This window comes from Robertkochia flava (assembly GCF_020166515.1).
Lineage (GTDB): Bacteria > Bacteroidota > Bacteroidia > Flavobacteriales > Flavobacteriaceae > Robertkochia > Robertkochia flava.
Map to the genome: position 1 here is coordinate 49,454 of NZ_JAINZT010000002.1, position 21,945 is coordinate 71,398.

Genomic DNA, 21,945 nt, shown 5'->3' on the forward strand with positions numbered 1-21,945 from the left:
ATACGAAAACACTAAAATTTAAAGCATGTTTAAAAATTCCGAAGCGAATTCACGGAGTACTATGCACGCCAAACGGTCACAGGGCCAGACACCGCTGATCAGTAACCTCACTCCCATTCTATTATGGAGCCTGTTCGCATTAACTGCAGCATGTTCTATCTATTTCTATCCTGATTTCCCGGAGTGGTCCTGGAATAACCTGGTCCGGGTTAACGGATTCACCATGTTGATCTGGATGACCGTTACCTTTTTCGGAGCACTGATAAGCACCTATGCCAAGAGATACCTCAACGGATTTCTTTACGAGAAACGTTTTATGGTTCTAACCCTTGGATTCACAGCTACGGTAATGCTGCTACTGGTGTCTAATCACCTGCTGTTACTGGTTGCATCCTGGTTTCTAATGGGGCTTAACATGTCAAAACTTATTGGCATCAATGCACACTGGGGAGAAGCCCGGGCTGCAGGAAGGTCCAGTCAACGTTATTTTATGGCCAGCTCCATCCTTTTAGCGGCTGGTCTTGCCATCCCTGCATTTCAGGCGAAGGCATACACCCTGGAAACCCTTCTGAAAGCCGTGCCCGCCCTACCCACAGGTATTGCGATGATCTCTGCCCTGTTCATTCTAACAGCAGCCATCATTCAATCGGCCATATTCCCTTTTCACCGGTGGCTACTTTCCAGCATGACCGCACCCACCCCGGCCTCCGGACTCATGCACGCAGGTTTTGTAAACGGAGCGGGTATATTACTGGCGATTCTGGCACCGTTTGTCCTGGAAGGCAAGGTATTCACCCTGCTCTTCATCCTGGGCGGTCTTACCGCTGTTATTGCCCAATTTGCCAAACTCCTTCAGGTAACTGTAAAGCAGCGACTGGCCTGTTCTACCATCGCCCAGATGGGATTTATGATCATGCAATGCGGGCTGGGTTTCTTTAACGCTGCGGTGGCCCACCTCATCCTGCATGGGTTTTACAAGGCCTACCTGTTCTTATCTGCCGGGGAGGGCATTGAGCAAACCCACCCGAAGACGCCGCCACAAATACGTATAAAGCCTCATCAAACGGGATTCGTCCTATTGAGCGGTATCGCAGGAGCCCTGCTCTTTATTCTCTTTACCGGAAAAGGTTCGGAGGTGAACAGCGGGATCTTCCTTACCCTGATCGTAGCCATAGCGGTGGGACAGGTAACGTACAATTTTATAAAACAGAAAAGCCTGCCTCTGGCATACCGCACGATCGTTCCGGTAGTACTTTTCTTTGGTGGGATCGGTTTGTATGCCCTGGTGTATAACGGAGTCACCGCATTTATGGCAGACATGCCTTTGGCTGTAGCTCCACAAAAGCTCACCCCTGTACAAATCGGTTTCGGCCTGGTATTCCTGATCGGTTTCTTTATCATGAAACTCGGGATCTACCAAAATCATCCATGGCTGTACGTAAAGCTCCTAAACCTGACCCAGCCGCTCAAAAATTCTGTTCTAAAATTTAAAAACACTGCCTTATGATACATCCGGGTTTGAAGACCACCATCGAAAAGGCTTCGGCCTATGTTCAAAAAACATGGCCACTTTATAGCTTTGTTACTTCCAATCCGCTTTCGGGGTATGAACAGCAGCCTTTCTTTAAGGCCGCCGGACAAGCCAAAAAGATCCTGAATGCACGGGTATATCCCGAGGCTTCTTTCTACAGGGAGGCTTTGCAAAACGGAGAGATCAACAGCAGTACACTGCAACAAATGCTTCTGGAAAACGCTCTCGACGCCACGCCGAAGCACTACCTGGAGCTCCTGGAAAGATCGGAAGCCCGGGTGGTGGAAAACACCTCCCATCAACTGGACCGACTCACGGTAAAATGGCTCTCTGCCTTTATGGATGAGGGACTTGCCGAATGGAGCATGCCGGGAAAGGAAAAAGGGTTTTATGAAGCCTGGCGCGCGCTGGCAATATACGACGACGAACTTTCGGAACTTCGCAAAAACGGATTGCCAAAAACGGCTTCGGAGGCATTGATCCAATTCCTGGGTGACCTGGAGGAAGAAGCGCAGATGAAATTGATCATAGCACACCTGGCAGCACTTCCAGGGTGGACAGGTTACATCAAGTACCGCATGGAAGCAGGCGCCTCATGGCAACGCTATGCTCCGGTTACCCTGGAAGATTACCTCGCAGTGCGATTTTGCATCGCCCATGCCCTGAAAACCCAGGTAATTCCCGCCGATCCGGAGGAAGACACCCCTTCCGGCCTGGATAAAGTAAGGTATGTCTTTCTGAAAGCCTGGGAACGCACCTGGCAGACTGAAATGGTGAGGTCGCTTTCCGGGAATACCGATGGCAGGAAAAACAGCACACAGGAAATTCCTGATGCACAGCTGGTATTTTGTATCGACACCCGATCTGAGGCGATAAGAAGACATGTCGAGGCTTCGGGGAAATATGAAACCTTCGGGTATGCCGGATTCTTTGGCATCGCTATGGATTACGCCGATCCTAAAACGGGGTTAAGCCGAAAATCCTGCCCCCCTATCGTAGGATCGGCATACGAGGTTAAAGAGAACCACGCTGAAGATCATGCGCATGAATACGAGCGGTTCCGGAAACAGAATGAGATCAGCAGCTTCTTCACCTACTTCCAGAAGCGCATGAAAAATATGCTGCCTTCCACCTTCGGTTACGTAGAAGGATCAGGAGTAAGTTACGGACTGGCCTTACTGGGCAGAACCCTCTTCCCGGGAACTTCCTACCGCACCCTGAAAAAACAGGAGAACGGGCATGAGCGCTTTTGCGAACCTGAGATCAGCAAGACAGGTCACGAACACAACCTGAAGGAGGGCATTCCCCTGGCTGAACGGGTTGCCATCGTTAAATCGGCCTTTGACCTGATGGGATGGAAAAGGTTTGCCCCCCTGGTGATCTTCACCGGACACGGCAGCCATACCTCAAACAACCCTTTTGGATCGAGTCTCGACTGTGGGGCTTGTGCAGCCAGCCCGGGAAGGCATAATGCCCGGATGCTCGCCAAACTTGCCAATATGAAAGAGGTGAGAAAGGCCCTGGAGGAAAATCACGGCATCCATATCCCGGAAAACACCTGGTTCATGGGAGCCGAGCACAATACCACCACAGATCGCATTGAACTTTTTGACAAGGATCTGCCGGCCACCCATAAGCACTTACTGGATCAGGTTAGAACAGACCTGGAAAAAGCCAGGCATACCGCCACCGCTCAGCGACTTGAAATGGAAAGTAGAAGTACCAGGGCGGCAGAAGACAAAGCCGGGAACTGGGCAGAAACCCGTCCGGAATGGGGGTTGGCAAAAAATGCAGGATTCATTATCGCACCCCGGGCACGAACCAAAGATATCGACCTGGACGGACGATGCTTCCTGCACTCCTACCAGTGGGAGACAGATACGGAAGGGAAAGCCCTGGAGGGCATCATGCAGGGCCCAATGGTGGTTACCCAATGGATCAACAACCACTATTACTTCTCTACCGTAGACCCGGAACAATTTGGAAGCGGATCCAAGATCACACAAAACATCACCGGAATGTTTGGCGTTGTTCAAGGTAACGGGGGCGACCTTAAAAGCGGACTTCCCCTGCAATCGGTGCGCCTGTCTGATCAGGAAATGTACCATCAGCCGCTGAGACTCTCGGTTATCATCGAAGCTCCGAAAGAGCGGGTGGCCTCCATCCTCCAGAGAAATGAACAGCTGAAGAACCTTCTGGATAACGAATGGATCTATCTCCTGGTAACTGACCCTACCAGGGAATACACTGCCTTCAGGTATACAGGAAACCTAAACTGGCATCCTGAGGAAAAACCCATCGAGGTCAGGACCCCGGCAAAAAGATCAGTGTCAACAGAGGCCGTATCGGTTTAAGGAAAAGCTCCTGCGAAGTACACAGGCAGCATAACCGCTGCCTTATTTATCCAGAACCCTCCTATGCTTCCCATGGGAGGGTTTTTGCATTTCGTCCACTTGCCATGGTTCCGGGAGGCAAAAGCGATGTAGAGCCAACTTCGACTCCCGAAAATGAAAAATTCATGGGAAAAATTAAACCATTAGCCGACCTCTCAGCTGCTCCCTTCCATTAATATCCTAACTTGTAAGCAATACGTGCAGAAATGAATCATTTACTGGCAGGGCTAAAAGGCAGCAGTTTTCACCGTTGGTACAAGCGATATGAAAAATTCGCGCCCATCATCTTCTTTATCGGCGGATTTATTTTTGACACCCTCACCCTGGGCAGGATAGACCGGTTATATGATGTAGTGGTATTATGCCTCTATATGACCCTGCTAACCTTATCCCTCTACCTGTATAACCTGGTCGATGACGGGCGGTGGAAAGGCACTCATTTTCAAAAATATGAAAATTACCTCCCCCTGGTTATACAGTTCTTCTTCGGAGGACTTTCCAGCGCCTATGTGATCTATTTTTCCCGAAGCGTTTCCGTGAGCAAAACAGCTTCTTTCTTTATAATCCTGGTTATACTTTTCCTTGCCAATGAATTCCTGAAAAAAAGGATCTCCAACAAATACCTGCAATTTGCCATCTACTCCTTTATCAGTTTTACCTTTTTCGCCTTTATGATCCCCGTTTTTATAAAGGAAATGAATCCCACAGTATTTCTGATCTCCGGTGGGGTAAGCCTTACGTGTACCCTTATTCTCGCGATTTCCATATACAACATCAGTCCCAGTACAAGGGCAGAAATGCAGCTGCGCAAACTCATCCCCCTCATCCTGTGTATCTATGGCACCATCTGCGTTTTCTATTTTTTAAAACTTATTCCCCCCGTACCACTTGCCCTGGAAAAGGGTATTGTAGCACATGAAGTACACAAGGAAAACAACTCCTATGTGGTTACCTATGAACAAGCGGCTCCCAATATTTTCTGGAGGGAATACCGGTCAGAGATCATCATCAGGCCGGGAGAACCGGTGTATTTTTTTTCCTCTGTCTTCGCCCCAACTGCCCTGAAGAAATCGATCATACACCAATGGAGCCGGTACAGTGAGGAAAAGGAAAAATGGGAGATCGTAGAGAACATCAGTTTTGAGATCACCGGCGGACGGGATGCCGGCTACCGGGGATATACCTTCAAAACCAATGTCTGGGAAGGCCACTGGAAGGTGGAGGTGATCACCAGCGAAGACCACATCCTTGGCTTTGCCAAATTTGACATTACCATTGACCCCGGGCTTGCACCTAAACAGTTAACCCGGAAAACCTTTTGAAAGATGTGAAGGAGCGAACGCTTCACCTGGCCTGGGCATTCCTCTTTTTTTTTACTCCGTACCATCATATCTCTGACTACAGCAGGCATTCAGACACTTCCTCCTGCACTGCCTGTATATCCGACTCCCCAACAAAATACACAGGTTCCCTTTCCTGATCATGGTCTTTATTAGTATCTTTTGCGCAGATTATTTGTCCTTCGAATCTATTGAATGGAACATCAATTTCAGAATCATATCATTAACTCATGAAATACTTTAAATTACTACTGCTTCTGGCTATTAATGCCGGGGTGTTCTATGGCCTCAACACCAAATTCGGGCAGATCCCGCCACTGGGAAAATTCCTGAGCCCAACACAGGGTATCTGGCAAAACGAACGGTCAGAGGTAGCACAAAAGACCTTATCCCTGGAGGGCCTCTCGGCTCCCGTGAAAGTACACTATGACGAGCATCTCATCCCGCATATTTTTGCGGAAAACAAAAAAGACCTGTACCTCGCCCAGGGGTATGTAACTGCCCAACACCGACTTTGGCAAATGGAATTTCAAACCATGGCTTCTGCCGGGCGACTTTCTGAGATCGTTGGAGAAGCTGCACTGACCTATGACCGACGGCAACGAAGAAAAGGTATGGTGTACGGAGCCGAAAAAGCCCTTGAAACCATGTCAGGAGATACAGAGATCCAGGAGTACCTGGAGGCATACAAGGATGGGGTAAATGCCTATATCGCCCAACTGGATGCTTCAGAACTGCCAGTAGAATACAAAATGCTGGACTATAAGCCAGAACCCTGGACAAAGAAAAAGACCGCTCTTCTGCTCATGTATATGACCGATATGCTCGCCGGAAGGGATTCTGATTTTGAATACTCGAATGCCCTGAAATTGTTTGGGAGTGCGCGGTTTAACCTTTTATTCCCTGATTATTTTGACAAGACAGACCCCGTAATTCCCAAGGAAAGAGACTGGAGTTCCTGGGCAGCTTCCATTCCGGAAGCTCCGGCAGACAGCCTGGTTCTTGAGCAACTTGCCAACACCATGGAAAGGCCTCATCCCGATAACGGAAGTAACAACTGGGCCGTGGGTCCTGAAAAATCATACTCCGGCAACCCTATCCTTGCCAATGACCCTCATTTAGGGCTCAACCTGCCTTCCATCTGGTATGTGATGCAGCTGGCCACGCCGGAACAGAATACTTTTGGCGCCACCCTTCCCGGGGCGCTGGGTATTGTGATCGGGTTTAACGAAGATGTTTCCTGGGGCGTCACTAATGCCACCAGGGACGTTCGCGACTGGTATAAGATCACCTTTAAGGACCATACCAAACAGGAATATCAATATGACGGCTCCTGGAAGAAGACCGATCTAAGGCTGGAGGAGATCCGGATCAGAAATAAAGAACCCTTTATCGATTCGGTGTACTACACCCACCACGGCCCTGTAACCTATGATGAAACCTTCCTGGGCAACCGCGGAGAAGCAGGATTTGCCATGAAGTGGACAGGACATTTAGGCGGAAACAACCAGCGCACCCTCTTAGAGCTGAATGCCGCCAGGAACTATGACGACTACAAGGCTGCCCTGAAACACTTCCTGGCTCCGGCGCAGAATTTCATCTTTGCCTCCAGAGAGGGGGATATCGCCCTTTGGATACAGGGCAGGTTTCCCAACAAATGGAAAGGGCAGGGCAAATTCCTTATGGACGGAAGCAAACCCGAGCACGAATGGCAGGGATTTATTCCTCAGGAGCACAATGCACATGTGAAAAACCCGGAGCGCGGCTTCGTCAGTTCTGCCAACCAGCATCCTGTAGACCAGAGTTACCCTTATTATGTATTTAACGATGGGTACGACACCTACAGAAGCCGGGTGATCAATAACTTCTTCCGAAGCAAGGAGAAATTTGATATCGAAGACTTTAAAGCCCTTCACGGAAACAATTACAACCTGATGGCTGCAGAATTACTGCCTGTAATGACAAAAAACATGGAAACCGGGGCGCTCAGCCAGCAGGAATTATCCTTTTTTGAAGCGGTGAGTACCTGGGATTTCTACAATGACATAGACAAGGCAGGCCCCTCTGTTTTTGAAGCCTGGTACGATGAACTTTACGACCTGCTTTGGGACGAGTTCGAAAGGAAAGACCTTGCATTAGACAAACCGTTCAATTACCAGACGGTTTACATGGTTACGAATTATCCCGAAGATCCCTTTATGGATATCCTGTCTACCGAAGAGAAAGAATCTGCTGGAGACCTCTTCCTGATCTCCTTTAAAAAGGCGGCAGAAAAGCTTGGAAAATGGAGGGAGGAACACGGAGATTATAACTGGGGCGATTATAAGGCCACGTACGTAGGGCACCTTCTGCAGGACCTTCCGGCTTTCTCCAGGTTTAATATTCCTATCGGAGGAAATTCCGGAATTGTGAATGCCACCTCTGAAGATCATGGCCCGTCGTGGCGGATGATCGTGGAGATGGGTGAACACCCGAAGGCTCTGGGCATTTATCCCGGCGGGCAGTCCGGAAACCCGGGAAGCAAACACTACGATGATTTTATTGACAAATGGGCGGCCGGAGAATACCTTGAACTGAATTTCCTGCCCTACGGTGACGAGCCCGGAAATACCTTTACCACCCAAACCCTAAAAGCAAACTAATACCATGAAAAACATTTTCAATCTTATACTAACCATTGTCCTGGCCTGGGTGATCACACTTTTCACTCCATGGTGGGGCGTAATGCTGGCTGCACTGATCGTCTCTTTTCTGGTACCCCTAAAGGGAGGAAGCACCTTTTTTGTTCCCTACCTGGCCATATTCTCACTTTGGGGAATACAGGCCTATATGGCGGGAAGTGCCAATGACTTTATCCTTGCCGGTAAGATTGCCGACTTATTTTCCCTGGATGGAAACACCACCCTGCTTATCCTGGTTACGGCCACGATAGGCGGCCTGGCAGCTGCTTTTGCCGGTCTTCTGGGCAAACAGTTAAAAACGGTAGTAACTTCCTGAACAGGAAATACCTCCTTTTAGCGAACAGGAACAGGAGCGGTATGCTCCTGGTTTATCGATAACAATTGAAACTTACGGGGATGCCTAAGCGGCATCCCTTTTTATTACCCTCCCACTCAAGTGAACTCCCGGACCTCGCAAAGATAAATACTGCCCTCCCGGTATTTTACTGGGAAAGGGGTATGTCATCATAAGTATCGCATAAGTCTTTGCCAGTTAATCACCTTATAATTAGCTAGAATAATCTTACATTTATAGGGTAAAAATACTACCATCGATTATGAAAAAACTTTTAATTGCCGGACTCAGCCTGTGTTTTTTATTGCTTGGGCCCGACATGAACGCCCAGCGAAAGAAGCGTTCAGACAACGAACAGGAAAATGAAAAGAGCCTGCCGCTGGGGGCTTTTAAAATGCGGAATATCGGACCTGCGTTTCTCTCAGGAAGAATTGCAGACATCGTATTTCACCCGGAAAACGACAACATATGGTATGTAGCCGTAGGCTCGGGAGGCGTATGGAAGACTGAGAATGCCGGTACCACCTGGACCCCATTATTTGACAGTCAATCTTCGTATTCGACCGGATGTATCACCCTTGACCCTTCCAATCCTGAGATCGTTTGGGTGGGCACCGGAGAAAATGTGGGCGGACGCCATGTAGGTTTCGGCGATGGTATCTACCGCTCTGCAGATGGCGGGAAGACCTGGAAGAATATGGGATTAAAAAACTCTGAGCACATTTCAGAAATCATCGTACACCCCGACAATTCCGATGTAGTATGGGTGGCAGTACAGGGCCCGCTCTGGAGCAAGGGTGGTGAACGCGGGGTGTACAAAACCTCGGACGGAGGCGAAACATGGACTCAGGTGCTGGGTGATAACGAATGGACCGGAGCCACGGATCTCATTCTGGACCCGCGCGACCCTCAGCTGCTTTATGCCGCAACCTGGGACCGGCACCGCACCGTTGCCGCCTACATGGGCGGTGGCCCGGGTTCGGGAATCCATAAGTCTACGGATGGAGGAAACACCTGGACCGCCCTGACCAATGGGTTGCCAAAATCAAATTTAGGGAAGATCGGGATAGCCCAGTCTCCACAGCAACCTGATGTACTTTATGCCGCTGTAGAGCTCGACCTGAAAAAAGGAGCTGTCTACCGCTCTGAAGACCGTGGGGCATCCTGGAAAAAGATGTCAAATACCGTTTCGGGAGGAACCGGGCCACATTATTACCAAGAGCTGTATGCCAGTCCGCATAAATTTGACCGGTTGTACCTGATGGATGTAAGAGTGCAGACCTCTGAGGATGGAGGAAAAACGTTTACCCAACTCAAAGAAGCCGATAAACACTCCGACAATCATGCCATTGTCTTCAAAAAAGATGAACCTGATTATATCATGCTTGGCACCGATGCCGGGATCTATGAAAGTTTTGACCTGGCAGAACACTGGAGATATATTAAAAACCTTCCGCTGACTCAGTTTTATAAAGTTGCAGTAAATAATGCAGAACCCTTCTATCACATCTTCGGGGGAACCCAGGATAATGGGTCTGCAGGAGGACCGGTAGCTACAGATGAACGGGAAGGAATCGCCAACAAACATTGGTATAAGACCCTGTTTGCAGACGGACACCAGTCTGCAACCGACCCTGTTTACAACAATATCATTTATGCAGAAACCCAGCAGGGTGGTCTGCACAGGGTAGACCTTACCACCGGGGAACAAGTGGCTATCCAGCCCCAACCGCGCCCGGGGGAACCCCATGAGCGTTTTAACTGGGATGCTCCTATCCTGGTAAGTCCGCACGATCCTGCGCGAATTTATTTCGCTTCCTACAGGGTATGGAAGTCTGAAAACCGCGGAGACAGCTGGACACCGATTTCTGAAGACCTCACCCGGAACGAAGAGCGTTTCGCCCTGCCCATTATGGGTCGGCAGCAATCCTTTGAAAATCCATGGGAAGTAAATGCCATGTCGGAATACAATACCATTACTTCCCTGAGTGAATCCCCAGTTAAGGAAGGCCTCATCTATGCCGGAACAGACGACGGATTTATACAGGTAACAGAAGACGGAGGACAGAACTGGAGAAGTATTCCCGTGACCCGTCTGGGCATCCCCGGGCGCAGTTTCGTAAACGATATCAAAGCGGACCTGTTTGATGAAAACACCGTATATGTGGCGCTTGACAATCATAAGGAGGGAGATTTTAGCCCGTACCTGTTTAAAAGTACCGACAAGGGAAAAACATGGACCTCAATGGTCGCTAACCTTCCCGAACGCACCCTGGTATGGAGAATGGTGCAGGATCACGTTAAAAAAGACCTGTTCTTTACCGCAACCGAATTTGGGATATACACGTCCCTTGACGGGGGAGGGCACTGGCAGAAACTGGGAGGAACCCCGAATATGGCGTTCCGCGACCTGGTGATCCAGAAAAGGGAAAACGATCTTGTAGCTGCTTCTTTTGGAAGAGGGTTCTTTGTACTTGACAATTACAGTCCGTTACGAGACATGACCCCGGACAACCTCAAGGCAGAAGGGAAACTTTTTGCCCCCCGTACCGCCAAATGGTATGTGCCACGCAGTAACGTAGGGAATACGGGAGCCGATTACTACTTCGCGCCCAACCCTGATTTCGGGGCCGTATTTACCTACCATCTCTCCGGAGACTACACCTCTTCCAAATCGGAACGCAAGAAAGCGGAGAAGGACCTGGATAAGGAGAATAAGGACGTTCCCTTTCCCGGATGGGATGCCCTGGACCAGGAAAGGACAGAAACAGATCCGATGGTATGGGTTACCATTAAGGATGCCCAAGGCAATATCATAAAACATATCAAGAAATCGGCTTCCAAAGGGAGTCACCGCCTGGCCTGGGATCTCACCCATGCCAATGCATTGCCGATAGACCCCGACAGCAACCGGGAATCCGGAAGATGGCAAAGGGGGGCCATGGTAACCCCGGGAACCTACTCAGCCAGCCTGTACCTGGAAAATGCAGGAAAAGTAACCTTACTGGACGGTCCGGTATCCTTTGAAGTAAAACCCATTTATCAAGGGGTGCTTCAAGGGGTGGATTATGACACTTATAACGCTTTCCGAAAGCAATATCATGAAGTCCAGGGAGCATCCATCGCCCTGCAAAACGAATTTAATGACGCAAAAAATCTGCTGAAGGCCTACAGAGCCTCTGCTGCTAACTCCGATCTCGAACCGGGAGCCCTTGCTTCCCAATTCGCAGAAGCTGATAATATGATCTATGCCATCGAAAGACGGGCAGAAGGAAGTGCTTCCAAGAATGAGGTGGGCGAACGAACCGCTCCGGGTATAGGTACCCATATGGGTGTTGCCAGAGACGGGTTGCGCACTACCTACGGCCCGACCGAACTCCACCAACAGCATCTGAATTATGCAGAAGAAGAACTTACAGCCTTAAAGGCAGAGGTGGAAACCCTTTCCACAGAAACACTGCCTGCTATTGAAGCTGTGCTAAAAGCTGCCAATGCGCCTGTGATTCTGAAGAACTAACAGACCAAATGGTTAGACCAACCTATTCAAAAAGCCGGCTCGAATGCCGGCTTTTTTTTAACCCTTCCGGAAACCAATTACCCCAAAGACGCTGCCCCGGGATACCCTGCAAATGCAAAGAATGAACCACCCATAAAAAAAAATAACTTATATACAACCTTGACCTGCTTTTGATTTATAGTAGATTTAACACCAATCCTAACCGTTTTCCCCAACGGAAAAGAACCCTAAAAATTGACATCTTATGGCAATGTTTGTGATCAGCAAACGGAAAAACGGACATTTTAAATTTGATTTCACTTCGAAACGGGGTACCCCGATCTTCAGCAGCCTTGCCTGTAAACATAAGACAGATTGTGAACAGATCATTGAGGCGATCCGGGTGCAGTTCGATCAGTTTACCCTGACCAAAAAATCAACGCCGGCAGGGAAACATTTTTTCCGGTTATCCCGCAACGGACTTGTACTTGCCAGTAGCAGGTATTTCAGTACGCCTTTACGGCTGGAAAAAGGACTGGATGAGATTGAAAGATCCCTTCAGGACGCCGAAGTCCTGGATTTTTCTGAAAACGAAGATATCTTTGGCTCGGAGGAAGCGTTTAAAGAAGCCATTTAAGGCCCAGCTGTCAAGGAAAGAAATTACTGTATATTTACAGTATATCGTTAACTCATGGATCAAACCAAGAAATATCCCAGGGGCAGGTATAATACCCCCGGCAGTGCTCCGGATCTAATCTCCGTCCATTCAGATATCCCATTCCACGGTGTTCCTTTTTTTATCCTCTATTGGCACTATTGATATTATGACACTATATTGGCCACAGCATGCTCCCTGTAAAAAACCTGGTTTCCCTTTCGAAGATCCACAGCCCTTTTAACCTTAAATCCTGCTTTGATTTGAAATACTTATATCTGTTCCTTACCACTTTTGCGATCCTTTGGAATACGGGATCTGAAGCCCAGGTTCCCGATGGTTTCATAATCGACTCCGTGATACGTACCGATCCTGCACAGCAGATCGCTATGGTTTCGATTCCGTTGCGCCTGTTTTCAGAAATCGTACCCGATATCCTGATCGCTGAGGGCACAGCCCTGACCAATAGCCAATTCGCTGAAAGGTCGGATGCACTTGTAGCCATTAACGGCAGTTTTTTCAATACCAAGACCTATGAAATGGTTACCTATTATGAAAATGACAATACCGTGCTAAGCAGGAACGCCCGTTCTGACGGCCCATCCCTTTTTAACGGAATCATCATCATCGACAGGGATGATAATCTCAGGCTGCAGCCTTTTCAACAGGAAGAAGCCTATGAAATATCTCTTATGGAAAAAGAAGCCCTGGTTTCGGGTCCGATGCTTCTGGAAGGCGGAAACAGATCTGTTCTTCCCGAACGTCCGGCTTTTGTAAATAAAAGACATCCACGAAGTTGTCTATGTACTACCGAAGAGGCTTTGATCCTGGTTGCAGTAGATGGGAGAAGGGATACAGCCTCGGGCATGACCCTGCCGGAATTGCAGGAATTCTTATTGGAGGCAGGATGTAAGGATGCCATAAATCTGGACGGTGGTGGATCGACCAGCCTCTGGGTAAAAGGCATGGGAGTGATCAACACCCCAAGTGACACTACAGGAGAGCGGGCGGTGGTCAATGTGCTTGTGATCCTTCCCAAGACAAAAGATTAAATCCATTATTAAACAAATAGCCACCCTCAAGGGTGGCTATCTGCAAATAAAACTAAATTCAAACTGTAAACTGTTCTCCGGTACTGTTTCTATTTAAGTTCAAACCGGTCAAGGTTCATCACCTTATCCCAGGCTTTCACGAAATCTTTAAGGAATTTCTCCTGTGCATCCGAGCAGGCATATACCTCAGCCAGGGCACGAAGTTCCGTATTAGATCCGAAGATCAGGTCTACACGGCTTCCCTTCCACTTCAACTCTCCTGTTTTACGATCGCGGCCTTCGAAGGTTTCCTGATCGTCGGAGATCGCCTTCCAGGTGGTTCCCAGGTCCAGTACATTAACAAAGAAATCATTGGTCAGGGTACCCGGCCGATTGGTAAATACCCCGGTTGAAGATTGGTCGTGATTGATATTGATAGCCTTTAATCCACCCATAAGCACCGTAAGTTCCGGAGCGGTAAGGGTTAAAAGTTGGGCACGATCGATCAGCATCTCTTCTGCAGAGACCATATAATGTTCCTTGATATAATTCCGGAATCCATCTGCCAGGGGCTCCAGGGGTGCAAAACCTTCCACGTCGGTTTGCTCCTCCGTGGCATCTGTTCTTCCGGGCGTAAACGGCACCTTTACATCATGACCGGCGCTTCGGGCAGCGCTTTCAATTCCGGCACATCCTCCCAGAACGATCAGGTCGGCCATAGACACCTTCTTCCCATCCTTTCCGGCATCGTTAAACGCCTTTTGAACCCCTTCCAGGGCGGTGAGCACTTTCTGAAGCTGCTTCGGATTGTTTACTTCCCAGTCTTTCTGGGGAGCCAGGCGAATACGCCCTCCGTTAGCACCACCGCGCTTATCAGAACCTCTGAAGGTAGCGGCCGAAGCCCATGCGGTTCCTACCAGTTCTGACACCGATAACCCGGTATCGAGAATTTTCCCCTTGAGGTCTGCAATATCATTATCGTCAATCAGCTTATGATCTACAGCCGGCAGCGGATCCTGCCACAGAAACTCCTCCTTAGGCACTTCCGGTCCGAGGTATCGGCTCAGAGGTCCCATATCCCTGTGCGTTAGCTTAAACCAGGCTTTGGCAAAAGCATCCGCTAATTCATCGGGGTTCTCATAAAAATTCCTTGAGATGGGCTCATAAATCGGATCCATTCTCAGGGCCAGGTCGGTGGTCAACATGAACGGAGCGTGTTTCTTCTCCGGATCATGAGCATCAGGTACGGTCCCCGCACCGGCACCATCCTTAGGTGTCCACTGATATGCACCGGCAGGACTTTTGGTAAGTTCCCACTCAAACTCGAAGAGGTTTTTAAAGAAGTTATTGCTCCATTTGGTGGGGGTTTGAGTCCATGCTCCTTCCAATCCACTGGTAATCGTATTTTCTGCATTCCCGGATCCGAAGTTGTTCTTCCATCCCATACTCATTTGTTCAATTCCTGCTCCCGCGGGTTCAGACTCCACATATTCATCCGGGTTGGCAGCACCGTGGGTCTTTCCAAAAGTATGACCTCCTGCGATCAGCGCTACGGTTTCATAATCGTTCATGGCCATACGTCCGAAGGTTTCGCGAATGTCCTTTGCAGCTTTTAACGGATCTGGTTCTCCGTTAGGCCCTTCGGGATTCACATAGATCAGCCCCATTTGCACCGCAGCAAGCGGATTTTCCAGTTCCCGGTCGCCCGTATATCGTTTGTCGCCTAACCATTCTCCTTCTGAACCCCAGTAAATATCTTCTTCGGGTTGCCAGACATCTTCTCTACCCCCTGCAAATCCGGTAGTCTCCAGCCCCATAGTTTCCAGGGCCACATTTCCGGCAAGGATCATCAGGTCTGCCCACGAGATCTTCTTCCCGTATTTTTGCTTAATTGGCCACAACAATAATCTGGCCTTATCCAGGTTGGCATTATCCGGCCAGCTGTTGAGCGGGGCAAAACGCTGGGTTCCGGACCCACCTCCACCGCGTCCGTCGGCGATCCTGTAGGTACCTGCACTATGCCAGGCCATCCTGATGAAAAAGGGCCCATAGTGTCCGTAATCTGCAGGCCACCAATCCTGGGAATCGGTCATCAGCTCCGCCAGGTCCTTTTTCACTGCTTCCAGATCGAGACTTTCAAAGGCCTTGGCATAATTAAAGTCCTCATCCATCGGATCGGCAAGACTTGAATGCTGACGTAAAATATTAATATTTAATTGGTTGGGCCACCAGTCGCGATTGGTTGTACCACCTCCTGCGACACTCTTTAACTCTCCGCCCATAAAAGGGCATTTTGCCGCGCTCTTGTTTACATTGTAAATCTTGGCGTGGTCATTAGATTGCGCTTTATTATCCATTTTATCAATTTATTTATTATCTGTTCTATAAATTAAGAGCATTTCTATCGAAAATTTGCCTGATGCTTATTGTTATTCACAATAACCTAATTAGCAAAGCCTATAAGAATCTAGGTAGGGATCATTAAAACTGATCATTGTGCAAGGGTAAGACGTGGGCAGGTTTATAAAGCCGGAGGGCTTATTCGGGACAGCAGAAAACTCTCATAAAGATAAGAAGAACCTCGGGGAGTTCAGGACCAGGAACCCTGAAAATTCCTTACCACAAAGAGAAACAACAACAGGAGTATCCGATGCCTGGCCGGTTTCCCGGGAAAGGAATGGCATATGCGTTGGCAGTACTACAAAAGTTTCAGGTTATTCGACCGATGATCAATCCCAGATATAGCGCCACTCACCATTCTCCTGCCGCCTCCAGACCGTCATATAAATTCCGGTAAGTTGTTGCTCCCTGCCTTGATCATCAGTCATGATCCACTGATACCGGCCATAGCTGAAGGCCAGGTCTTCTGATTTGGAAACCTCCACATTTTCCGGCGTCCAGGTTACTCTTACGTGTTCAAAGCGCTCCTTATCGTAGTAGTTATAAATGGCATCCTTGCCTTTAATCAGGATGTTTTCCCTGTTCAGCACGGCATCGTCTGCAGCGAAGAAGCGGAATGCCCCGGCTATCCCCTCATTTTCTGTCATCTGCTGAAACGCTGCTTCCACAGCGAAAATTTCCCGGACAGTATTTTCCGTGTCCAATTCTACCTGGGCATGCATACTACTGCAGCATATAAAAAACATAGTTGCCAGACCTATTTTAGCCGTGCTACGCCGGAGTCTGGAAAGGCTATCCATTCTCATGACTTCGGAAGGTATTTATCGGGTATGGGCAGATCGGGTGTTTCCGGAGTCCAGAAAATATTCAGGATCCACCAGCGCTCGCCATCGTTCATGAGCTGTATGCTGTTAATACCTCGCATGAAAGGTTTTAGATCTGAGGCCGAACGATAACTCTCATAGGTGCTGAACAGATGAGCCACCGGGCCGAATTGCTGTGTTTCCCGGTGAATTTCCTTTTCGTAGAATCCGTTCTCTTCCAGCCATTTTCCGGAAGAGGCGATATAATCGTCTGCACTCATAAATCTTGCCTGTACCTTCCCTTCCCGACCGCTACCGGATGGGATCAACCTGGCTTCCGGGTGAAACAGGCTGCGAAAGAGTTCCCAGTCGCGCACCTCTCCTTTTTCGCCTGAAATAACCGCATACAGGGTTTCGACCATGGCATCTAAAGTCTGCGTTCTTTCTAAATGATGAGGTGCTTCCCCTGACTGGGCTGTGACAGGTATGGCAATCAGGAAAACGAAAATTCCTGTGAGTAAAACTTTTTTCATTGGATGTTATTTCCCCTAAATATCGCCAAAAAATACCATACACCATCTTTACACATACAGTATCAAAGAACTATGCCATTAAACAGTGGGGTGCCAGATTTTCTATCGACCTGTATGTTTCGCTAACGCATTTCCTCCGCTAATTTCCGGATCACTTGTGTGGTATCAAATGGAGGGGCAACCTGGTTGAAGGTTATACAGATGGTAAGTTGGTCTTCAGGCTGATAAAAAAGGGCACTGCCCCAGAATCCTGTATGCCCATACCACAATTTATCCCCAAAAGCGTACGTCCCCATTCCCAGTCCATACCCCTCTTTGGCCATCATCGCCTGCAGCAATTCAGGATCCCTGAAAAGTTTTAGTTCAAAAAGAGCCTTTATAAAGGTAGTGAGATCTTTGGTGGTGGAAACCAATCCGCCTCCGGCCCAGTCAAATGAGGTGTTGATAAAAGCGGTTACATCCAGACTTCCCATAAAGGCATGTGCCTGTTCCCTTTTTTCTTCGGGCTTTTCGTAAAACTCCAGATAGGTGTTGGAAAGTTTAAGAGGCTCTATTATCCGTTGCCGGAAATTCTGAGCCAGCGGCTTACCGGTTAACTCCTGGATACAATAACCTAGCAGCACATATCCTGTGTCGGTATAATGATATCCTTTTCCAGGCTCGAATAGAGCCATATGATTTACGTCCAGCTCGAAATAGGTGTGCATGATCTCTTGCGGATATCCCCTTTTACACCTGCAGATCACATCCAGTAAAATGCCACCAGAAAGTCCCGGAATACAAAGAAAACACGCTGAATCTGTCAAGTTCGCTGCACCCGAAAAAAACTGGAATTGCAAAGCTGTATGATCCATTCTCATCAAACCGGACACTACGTGGGAATAGAAGTGTTAATAACCCTTAAGGTTCTATTAAAACCGTTAAATTCCTTGACTTAAGCCTATAATTACTGTAGGTTATTTAGTGTTAACTGAATACATAAATTAATAAAACTTAAGATTATGAAACTTCAAAATAAAAGAATCGCCATTCTGGCAACAGATGGTTTTGATCATTCCGAATTATTCGAACCCTTAAAGGCTCTGAAAGAAGAAGGAGCACGGGTAGATATCGTTTCGGTAAAAACAGGTGAAATCCGAAGTTGGAAGGGCAATAACTGGGGCGAAAGCATCCCGGTAAGTGTCCTGGTCAACCAGGTTAGGTCCAGTGATTATCACGCCCTGGTACTTCCAGGTGGAGTAGCTAACCCCGACCTGATGCGAACCCATGAAGACGCACTGATCTTTATCAGATCATTCTTTGACGATCACAAACCGGTGGCAGCTATTTGTCATGCCCCCTGGTTACTGATTAGTGCGGGAGTTATTGAGAACAGAACTGTAACTTCTTACTACAGTATAAAGGATGATGTGATAAACGCAGGCGCTAAATGGGTAGACCGTCCGGTAGTGGTTGACAACGGACTGGTTACCTCAAGAAAACCTGATGACCTTCCGGCTTTCATTGATAAGATCATTGAAGAGGTACGGGAAGGCAAACACAAAGAACAGGTGGTAGACGCATAATCTGTTAAAACAGTATCGTAAACGATAAGGAGAAACGGTGAATCACCGTTTCTTTTTTTGTGGAATTCTCAATCAATTCGCCTTAAAAAGCCGCATTGAGGTAACCGGGATATTCACGTCTTAAATGGGGTAAAACCCTGTACAGGTCCTTTTGCAATGCTCAGGAACTATTGATTTTCTTTGATCTTTACTCCGTCGGAAGTCGCTCCCGAAGGCCTGAACTCTCCCGAAGGAGCATTTAAAATTCGCTCCTTCATCTTCTGGAGTTCTCCAATGCTCATATCGGCCGTCAGGGAGTCGCTAAACGCACTGAATTTTGCCATCTGCAATTCAGTCAATCCATCCTCATCATAGAAGGCTTCATCCAGGTCTTTAGTCTTCTTACCGAGACGTATCTGTAAATTAGGCGGAGTCCCGGTAATCTTTATAGGAATCCCTAAAATTCCCCCAGGAGGAAGACCCAGGCGCATTTTCATATTGATTTGCCTGTCCAGGGTGGTTTGCCCTTGCATACGCAGGCGAAAGGGTTTAACTCTGAAATTAAATTCCTCCACATCTATGATTCCATTATCAATATGGGTACGTATCCCGATCTCTTTCAACTCGGCATCCAGTAATTCTTTATTCCCCGTACTTTTAGAAACTTCTGCCAAAATATCGTTATTCTTTACTCTTACATCCCTGAGCGTCATTAAACCACCCCCTTCAAGGGAAGGCAGCAACACCTTCATATCTTCATTCAACACCCCGGAAAGCTGGTAATCCAGCCCGACCACCCCGGAGGCATTCTTTGCCCCGGGCGCCAGGTTCCTGAACATTTCAACCTCCTGGTAAGCCCGCTCAATATCAAATTCAGAAACTTCAATATCATATTCAAAATAGGATTTTTCAGGGCCAAAGCTTTTATACACGCCATCCAGTTGCAGGGAAGTTCCTATCATATTCAAACGGCCTTCCTTTATAAACATGCCCCCTTGCACAATGGCCGCCAACCCTTCAAAATCCTGGATTTTAAGATTTTCCAACACCAATTCCCCAAATTTATAATCGCAGGTGATGTCAATAAAACCTGGTATTTGTAAAACTCCTTCCTGCAACCCATCAGGCTTATCAGCCGGGATCACTTCATTTTGCCCCTGGGATGCCCGGGCAGTTAACTCCCCGGATTTTAACAAAAAATCATCAAGAAATACACGATCAGCCTCCACCGTGAATCGCCCCTGTACTTTTTCATCATCATAAAAGAGATGCTTTAAAAAAGAGCGTAACTCTCCATTGATGGAGAAGTTGCTCCTGGCATAGCTACCCAGGAATTTTTCAAATTTTATGGAGCCTTTACTGAATCTGAATGCTCCAGCCTCAAGCTTCACTGGAGCTTTAAGGTACGGGCTTTTCAGGGTCATATTTTCCATATCAAACCCGCCACTGCTCACCATCTTGTTAAATTCATAATTCCTGACTAAGCTCATCCGTGTTTTTAGCATGACATCCATCTTAACCACACCATCCACGTCAATATCCTCCCGGCCGAAAACCCGGTTCAATTTTCCCGGGCGCAGGACTCCCTTACAGCGCACGGTGAAAAGCGGATCGGTGAAATCTTCCACCAGCGCATCTGCCGAGAACCGTTCCCCTTCGAAATCAAACCTGGCTTCGTTGATCTTCATAGTCCCCTTTTCAGGATGCACCCCGTCATGAGAGAGGTCCATATCGAGCTGAATATTTTCAAGCGGGGCCGGGTAATAGGCGGTGTTCAGATTCCCGTCCCGCACTTTTAAAAAGCCATTCATCGCAGGATATACCCGGTTTACAGTGTCATAGGTCCCGTGGATCTGAAGATCAGAGGTTAGGTCTCCCTTAAAGGCTATGCTATCCAGTCCAAGTGAGTGGGTGAGGTTTTCCAGGTCTAACCTGGCTGATAAATTTCCATCCATGATCAGCTTGTGTTCATTTCTTTCTAAATTGAAATGCCCTTTTAGAAATTTATCCCCGTTCGTAAAATTTATGGTATCCAGATCAACCCGCATGTGATTGAGATCCAATCCCGGTACTATTGCCTCCAGGTCAACATAGATATCCCGCATCGACGTCTTCACACCTTTGGGAAGTAAGGTGCCATCCTTCCAGGACAGATTAACCTTAAGATCCGGCCTTATTCCCGTTGCTGCTTCCGAAAGTCCTTTTAATTGAATGGTGGTTACCGCATCTCCCGAAAGGTTTAACTCTTTTACCCTGTGCCATTTCACAAAGCGCTCGGGAAGGGCTGAGATAATATCGGAGAGCTCTCCGGGAGCCGATTCCAGCAACAGATCGACCCGTAGGCCGCGTTCCAGGAAATCCAATTGCCCTTGGAAGTCGAAATTCAGCTTATTGATGTTCATATCATTTCGCTCAAAAAACACCGATAACGCATTGGGCCGGATAATGGTAATATGCTGCGACTCGAGAACTTTATTGTTGAGATATTTATACCCCTTTAAAGTCATGTCCACCTCCTTCATTCGCGAATCGGTCTCCAGGCGAATATCCCCTGCCTCGAAGGCACCGCTTGCCTTCAGGTTCCAGCCTGCAATATACAGATCCAGGTTCCGGGCATAATCTTTTAAATACATCTCCGCTGCATGCATCGAGATCCCTTTCAGGTTAAGCACCTTGCCTTCTTCCGTAAGTTTATTGAGGAGTTTCTCCAATCCGTTATTGCCCTTTTTCAAAAAGTTATAATTGGGATTCCCTTCTTTATCCACATGAATTCGAATTACGGGGGTATTCATCCTGATCCTGTCTACCTCTATCTTTCCGGTAACCAGGAGTTTGACCCAATCAAAACTAATATGCAGGGAAGGTATTTCCACCGCGGGATCTGCCACATTGGGATCGCTCCCCTTTATCTTCATATTTTCAAAAGAAAAGGTAATTGCGGGAAAACTTCTGAAAAAACTCATCCCGGAGTCACTGTATTCAACAGGGTGCAGGAAAATAGTATTCATTTCCTTTCCGACACGACTCATGACCTTATCTTCGAAGAAAGCGGTGATAAGAATCAATGTCAGTGCCAGCAGGGCCGATGCCCATGCCAGAATTCTCAGCCATTTCCTAAACCAGGGTGGCCTCTTCTTATTTTGTTGTGTTTCTTCCCTTCCGGTGTTCATCTGTGATACTTCTTAAGCATGAAGGAGGGGCGTT

At 47.9% G+C, this 21,945-nt stretch carries 14 protein-coding genes; 9 read left to right on the top strand and 5 right to left on the bottom strand.

Going from position 1 to position 21,945, the window contains the following annotated elements; all coding sequences use genetic code 11:
* The first annotated feature begins 25 nt into the window (after positions 1-25).
* The 8 genes from K7R11_RS00760 (at position 26) to K7R11_RS00795 (ending at position 13,482) form a co-directional block, all read left to right on the top strand.
* Positions 26-1,507 (top strand): proton-conducting transporter transmembrane domain-containing protein, encoded by a 1,482-nt coding sequence (locus K7R11_RS00760; RefSeq protein WP_224487881.1) that lies wholly within the window; start codon positions 26-28, stop codon positions 1,505-1,507.
* Positions 1,504-3,885 (top strand): DUF2309 domain-containing protein, encoded by a 2,382-nt coding sequence (locus K7R11_RS00765; RefSeq protein WP_224487883.1) that lies wholly within the window; start codon positions 1,504-1,506, stop codon positions 3,883-3,885. Before K7R11_RS00760 ends, K7R11_RS00765 begins: the two co-directional genes overlap by 4 nt.
* 245 nt (positions 3,886-4,130) lie before the next feature.
* Positions 4,131-5,246, top strand: a complete 1,116-nt coding sequence (locus tag K7R11_RS00770) for a DUF2914 domain-containing protein (protein WP_224487884.1) — start codon at positions 4,131-4,133, stop codon at positions 5,244-5,246.
* A 248-nt stretch (positions 5,247-5,494) separates the two neighbouring features.
* The gene (locus tag K7R11_RS00775) at positions 5,495-7,906 is read left to right on the top strand and encodes a penicillin acylase family protein (RefSeq protein ID WP_224487887.1); all 2,412 of its coding nucleotides are present in this window, start codon (positions 5,495-5,497) and stop codon (positions 7,904-7,906) included.
* 4 nt (positions 7,907-7,910) lie between these two features.
* Positions 7,911-8,261, top strand: a complete 351-nt coding sequence (locus tag K7R11_RS00780) for a hypothetical protein (RefSeq protein ID WP_224487889.1) — start codon at positions 7,911-7,913, stop codon at positions 8,259-8,261.
* A 280-nt stretch (positions 8,262-8,541) separates the two neighbouring features.
* Positions 8,542-11,796 carry a WD40/YVTN/BNR-like repeat-containing protein gene (locus tag K7R11_RS00785; protein ID WP_224487891.1) on the top strand — a complete coding sequence of 1,085 codons (3,255 nt, stop codon included), beginning with the start codon at positions 8,542-8,544 and terminating at the stop codon, positions 11,794-11,796.
* A 244-nt stretch (positions 11,797-12,040) separates the two neighbouring features.
* A complete protein-coding gene (locus K7R11_RS00790) occupies positions 12,041-12,412 on the top strand; it encodes a YegP family protein (protein WP_224487894.1) in 372 nt (123 codons plus the stop codon).
* 281 nt (positions 12,413-12,693) lie between these two features.
* Entirely contained in the window at positions 12,694-13,482 is a 789-nt protein-coding gene (locus K7R11_RS00795) for a phosphodiester glycosidase family protein (RefSeq protein ID WP_224487896.1), read from the top strand.
* Between the two features lie 89 nt (positions 13,483-13,571).
* Here K7R11_RS00795 and katG read toward each other — a convergent pair whose 3' ends face one another.
* The 4 genes from katG to K7R11_RS00815 all read right to left on the bottom strand — a co-directional run bounded on the left by katG (position 13,572) and on the right by K7R11_RS00815 (position 17,904).
* Positions 13,572-15,818 (bottom strand): catalase/peroxidase HPI, encoded by a 2,247-nt coding sequence (gene katG / locus K7R11_RS00800; protein WP_224487898.1) that lies wholly within the window; start codon positions 15,816-15,818, stop codon positions 13,572-13,574.
* A 372-nt stretch (positions 15,819-16,190) separates the two neighbouring features.
* A complete protein-coding gene (locus tag K7R11_RS00805; protein ID WP_224487900.1) occupies positions 16,191-16,667 on the bottom strand; it encodes a YybH family protein in 477 nt (158 codons plus the stop codon).
* Positions 16,664-17,197 carry a hypothetical protein gene (locus tag K7R11_RS00810; RefSeq protein WP_224487902.1) on the bottom strand — a complete coding sequence of 178 codons (534 nt, stop codon included), beginning with the start codon at positions 17,195-17,197 and terminating at the stop codon, positions 16,664-16,666. The genes K7R11_RS00805 and K7R11_RS00810 overlap by 4 nt, the downstream gene beginning before the upstream one ends.
* A gap of 122 nt (positions 17,198-17,319) precedes the next feature.
* Complete coding sequence (locus tag K7R11_RS00815; protein ID WP_224487904.1) at positions 17,320-17,904, bottom strand: serine hydrolase domain-containing protein; 585 nt, start codon at positions 17,902-17,904, stop codon at positions 17,320-17,322.
* Positions 17,905-18,198: 294 nt separating this feature from the next.
* Here K7R11_RS00815 and K7R11_RS00820 point away from each other — a divergent pair, with 294 nt between their 5' ends.
* Positions 18,199-18,762 carry a type 1 glutamine amidotransferase domain-containing protein gene (locus K7R11_RS00820; protein ID WP_224487906.1) on the top strand — a complete coding sequence of 188 codons (564 nt, stop codon included), beginning with the start codon at positions 18,199-18,201 and terminating at the stop codon, positions 18,760-18,762.
* Positions 18,763-18,929: 167 nt separating this feature from the next.
* On the opposite strand, the gene K7R11_RS00825 is transcribed toward K7R11_RS00820, so the two are convergent.
* Positions 18,930-21,911 carry an AsmA family protein gene (locus tag K7R11_RS00825; RefSeq protein ID WP_224487908.1) on the bottom strand — a complete coding sequence of 994 codons (2,982 nt, stop codon included), beginning with the start codon at positions 21,909-21,911 and terminating at the stop codon, positions 18,930-18,932.
* Positions 21,912-21,945 lie beyond the last annotated feature (34 nt).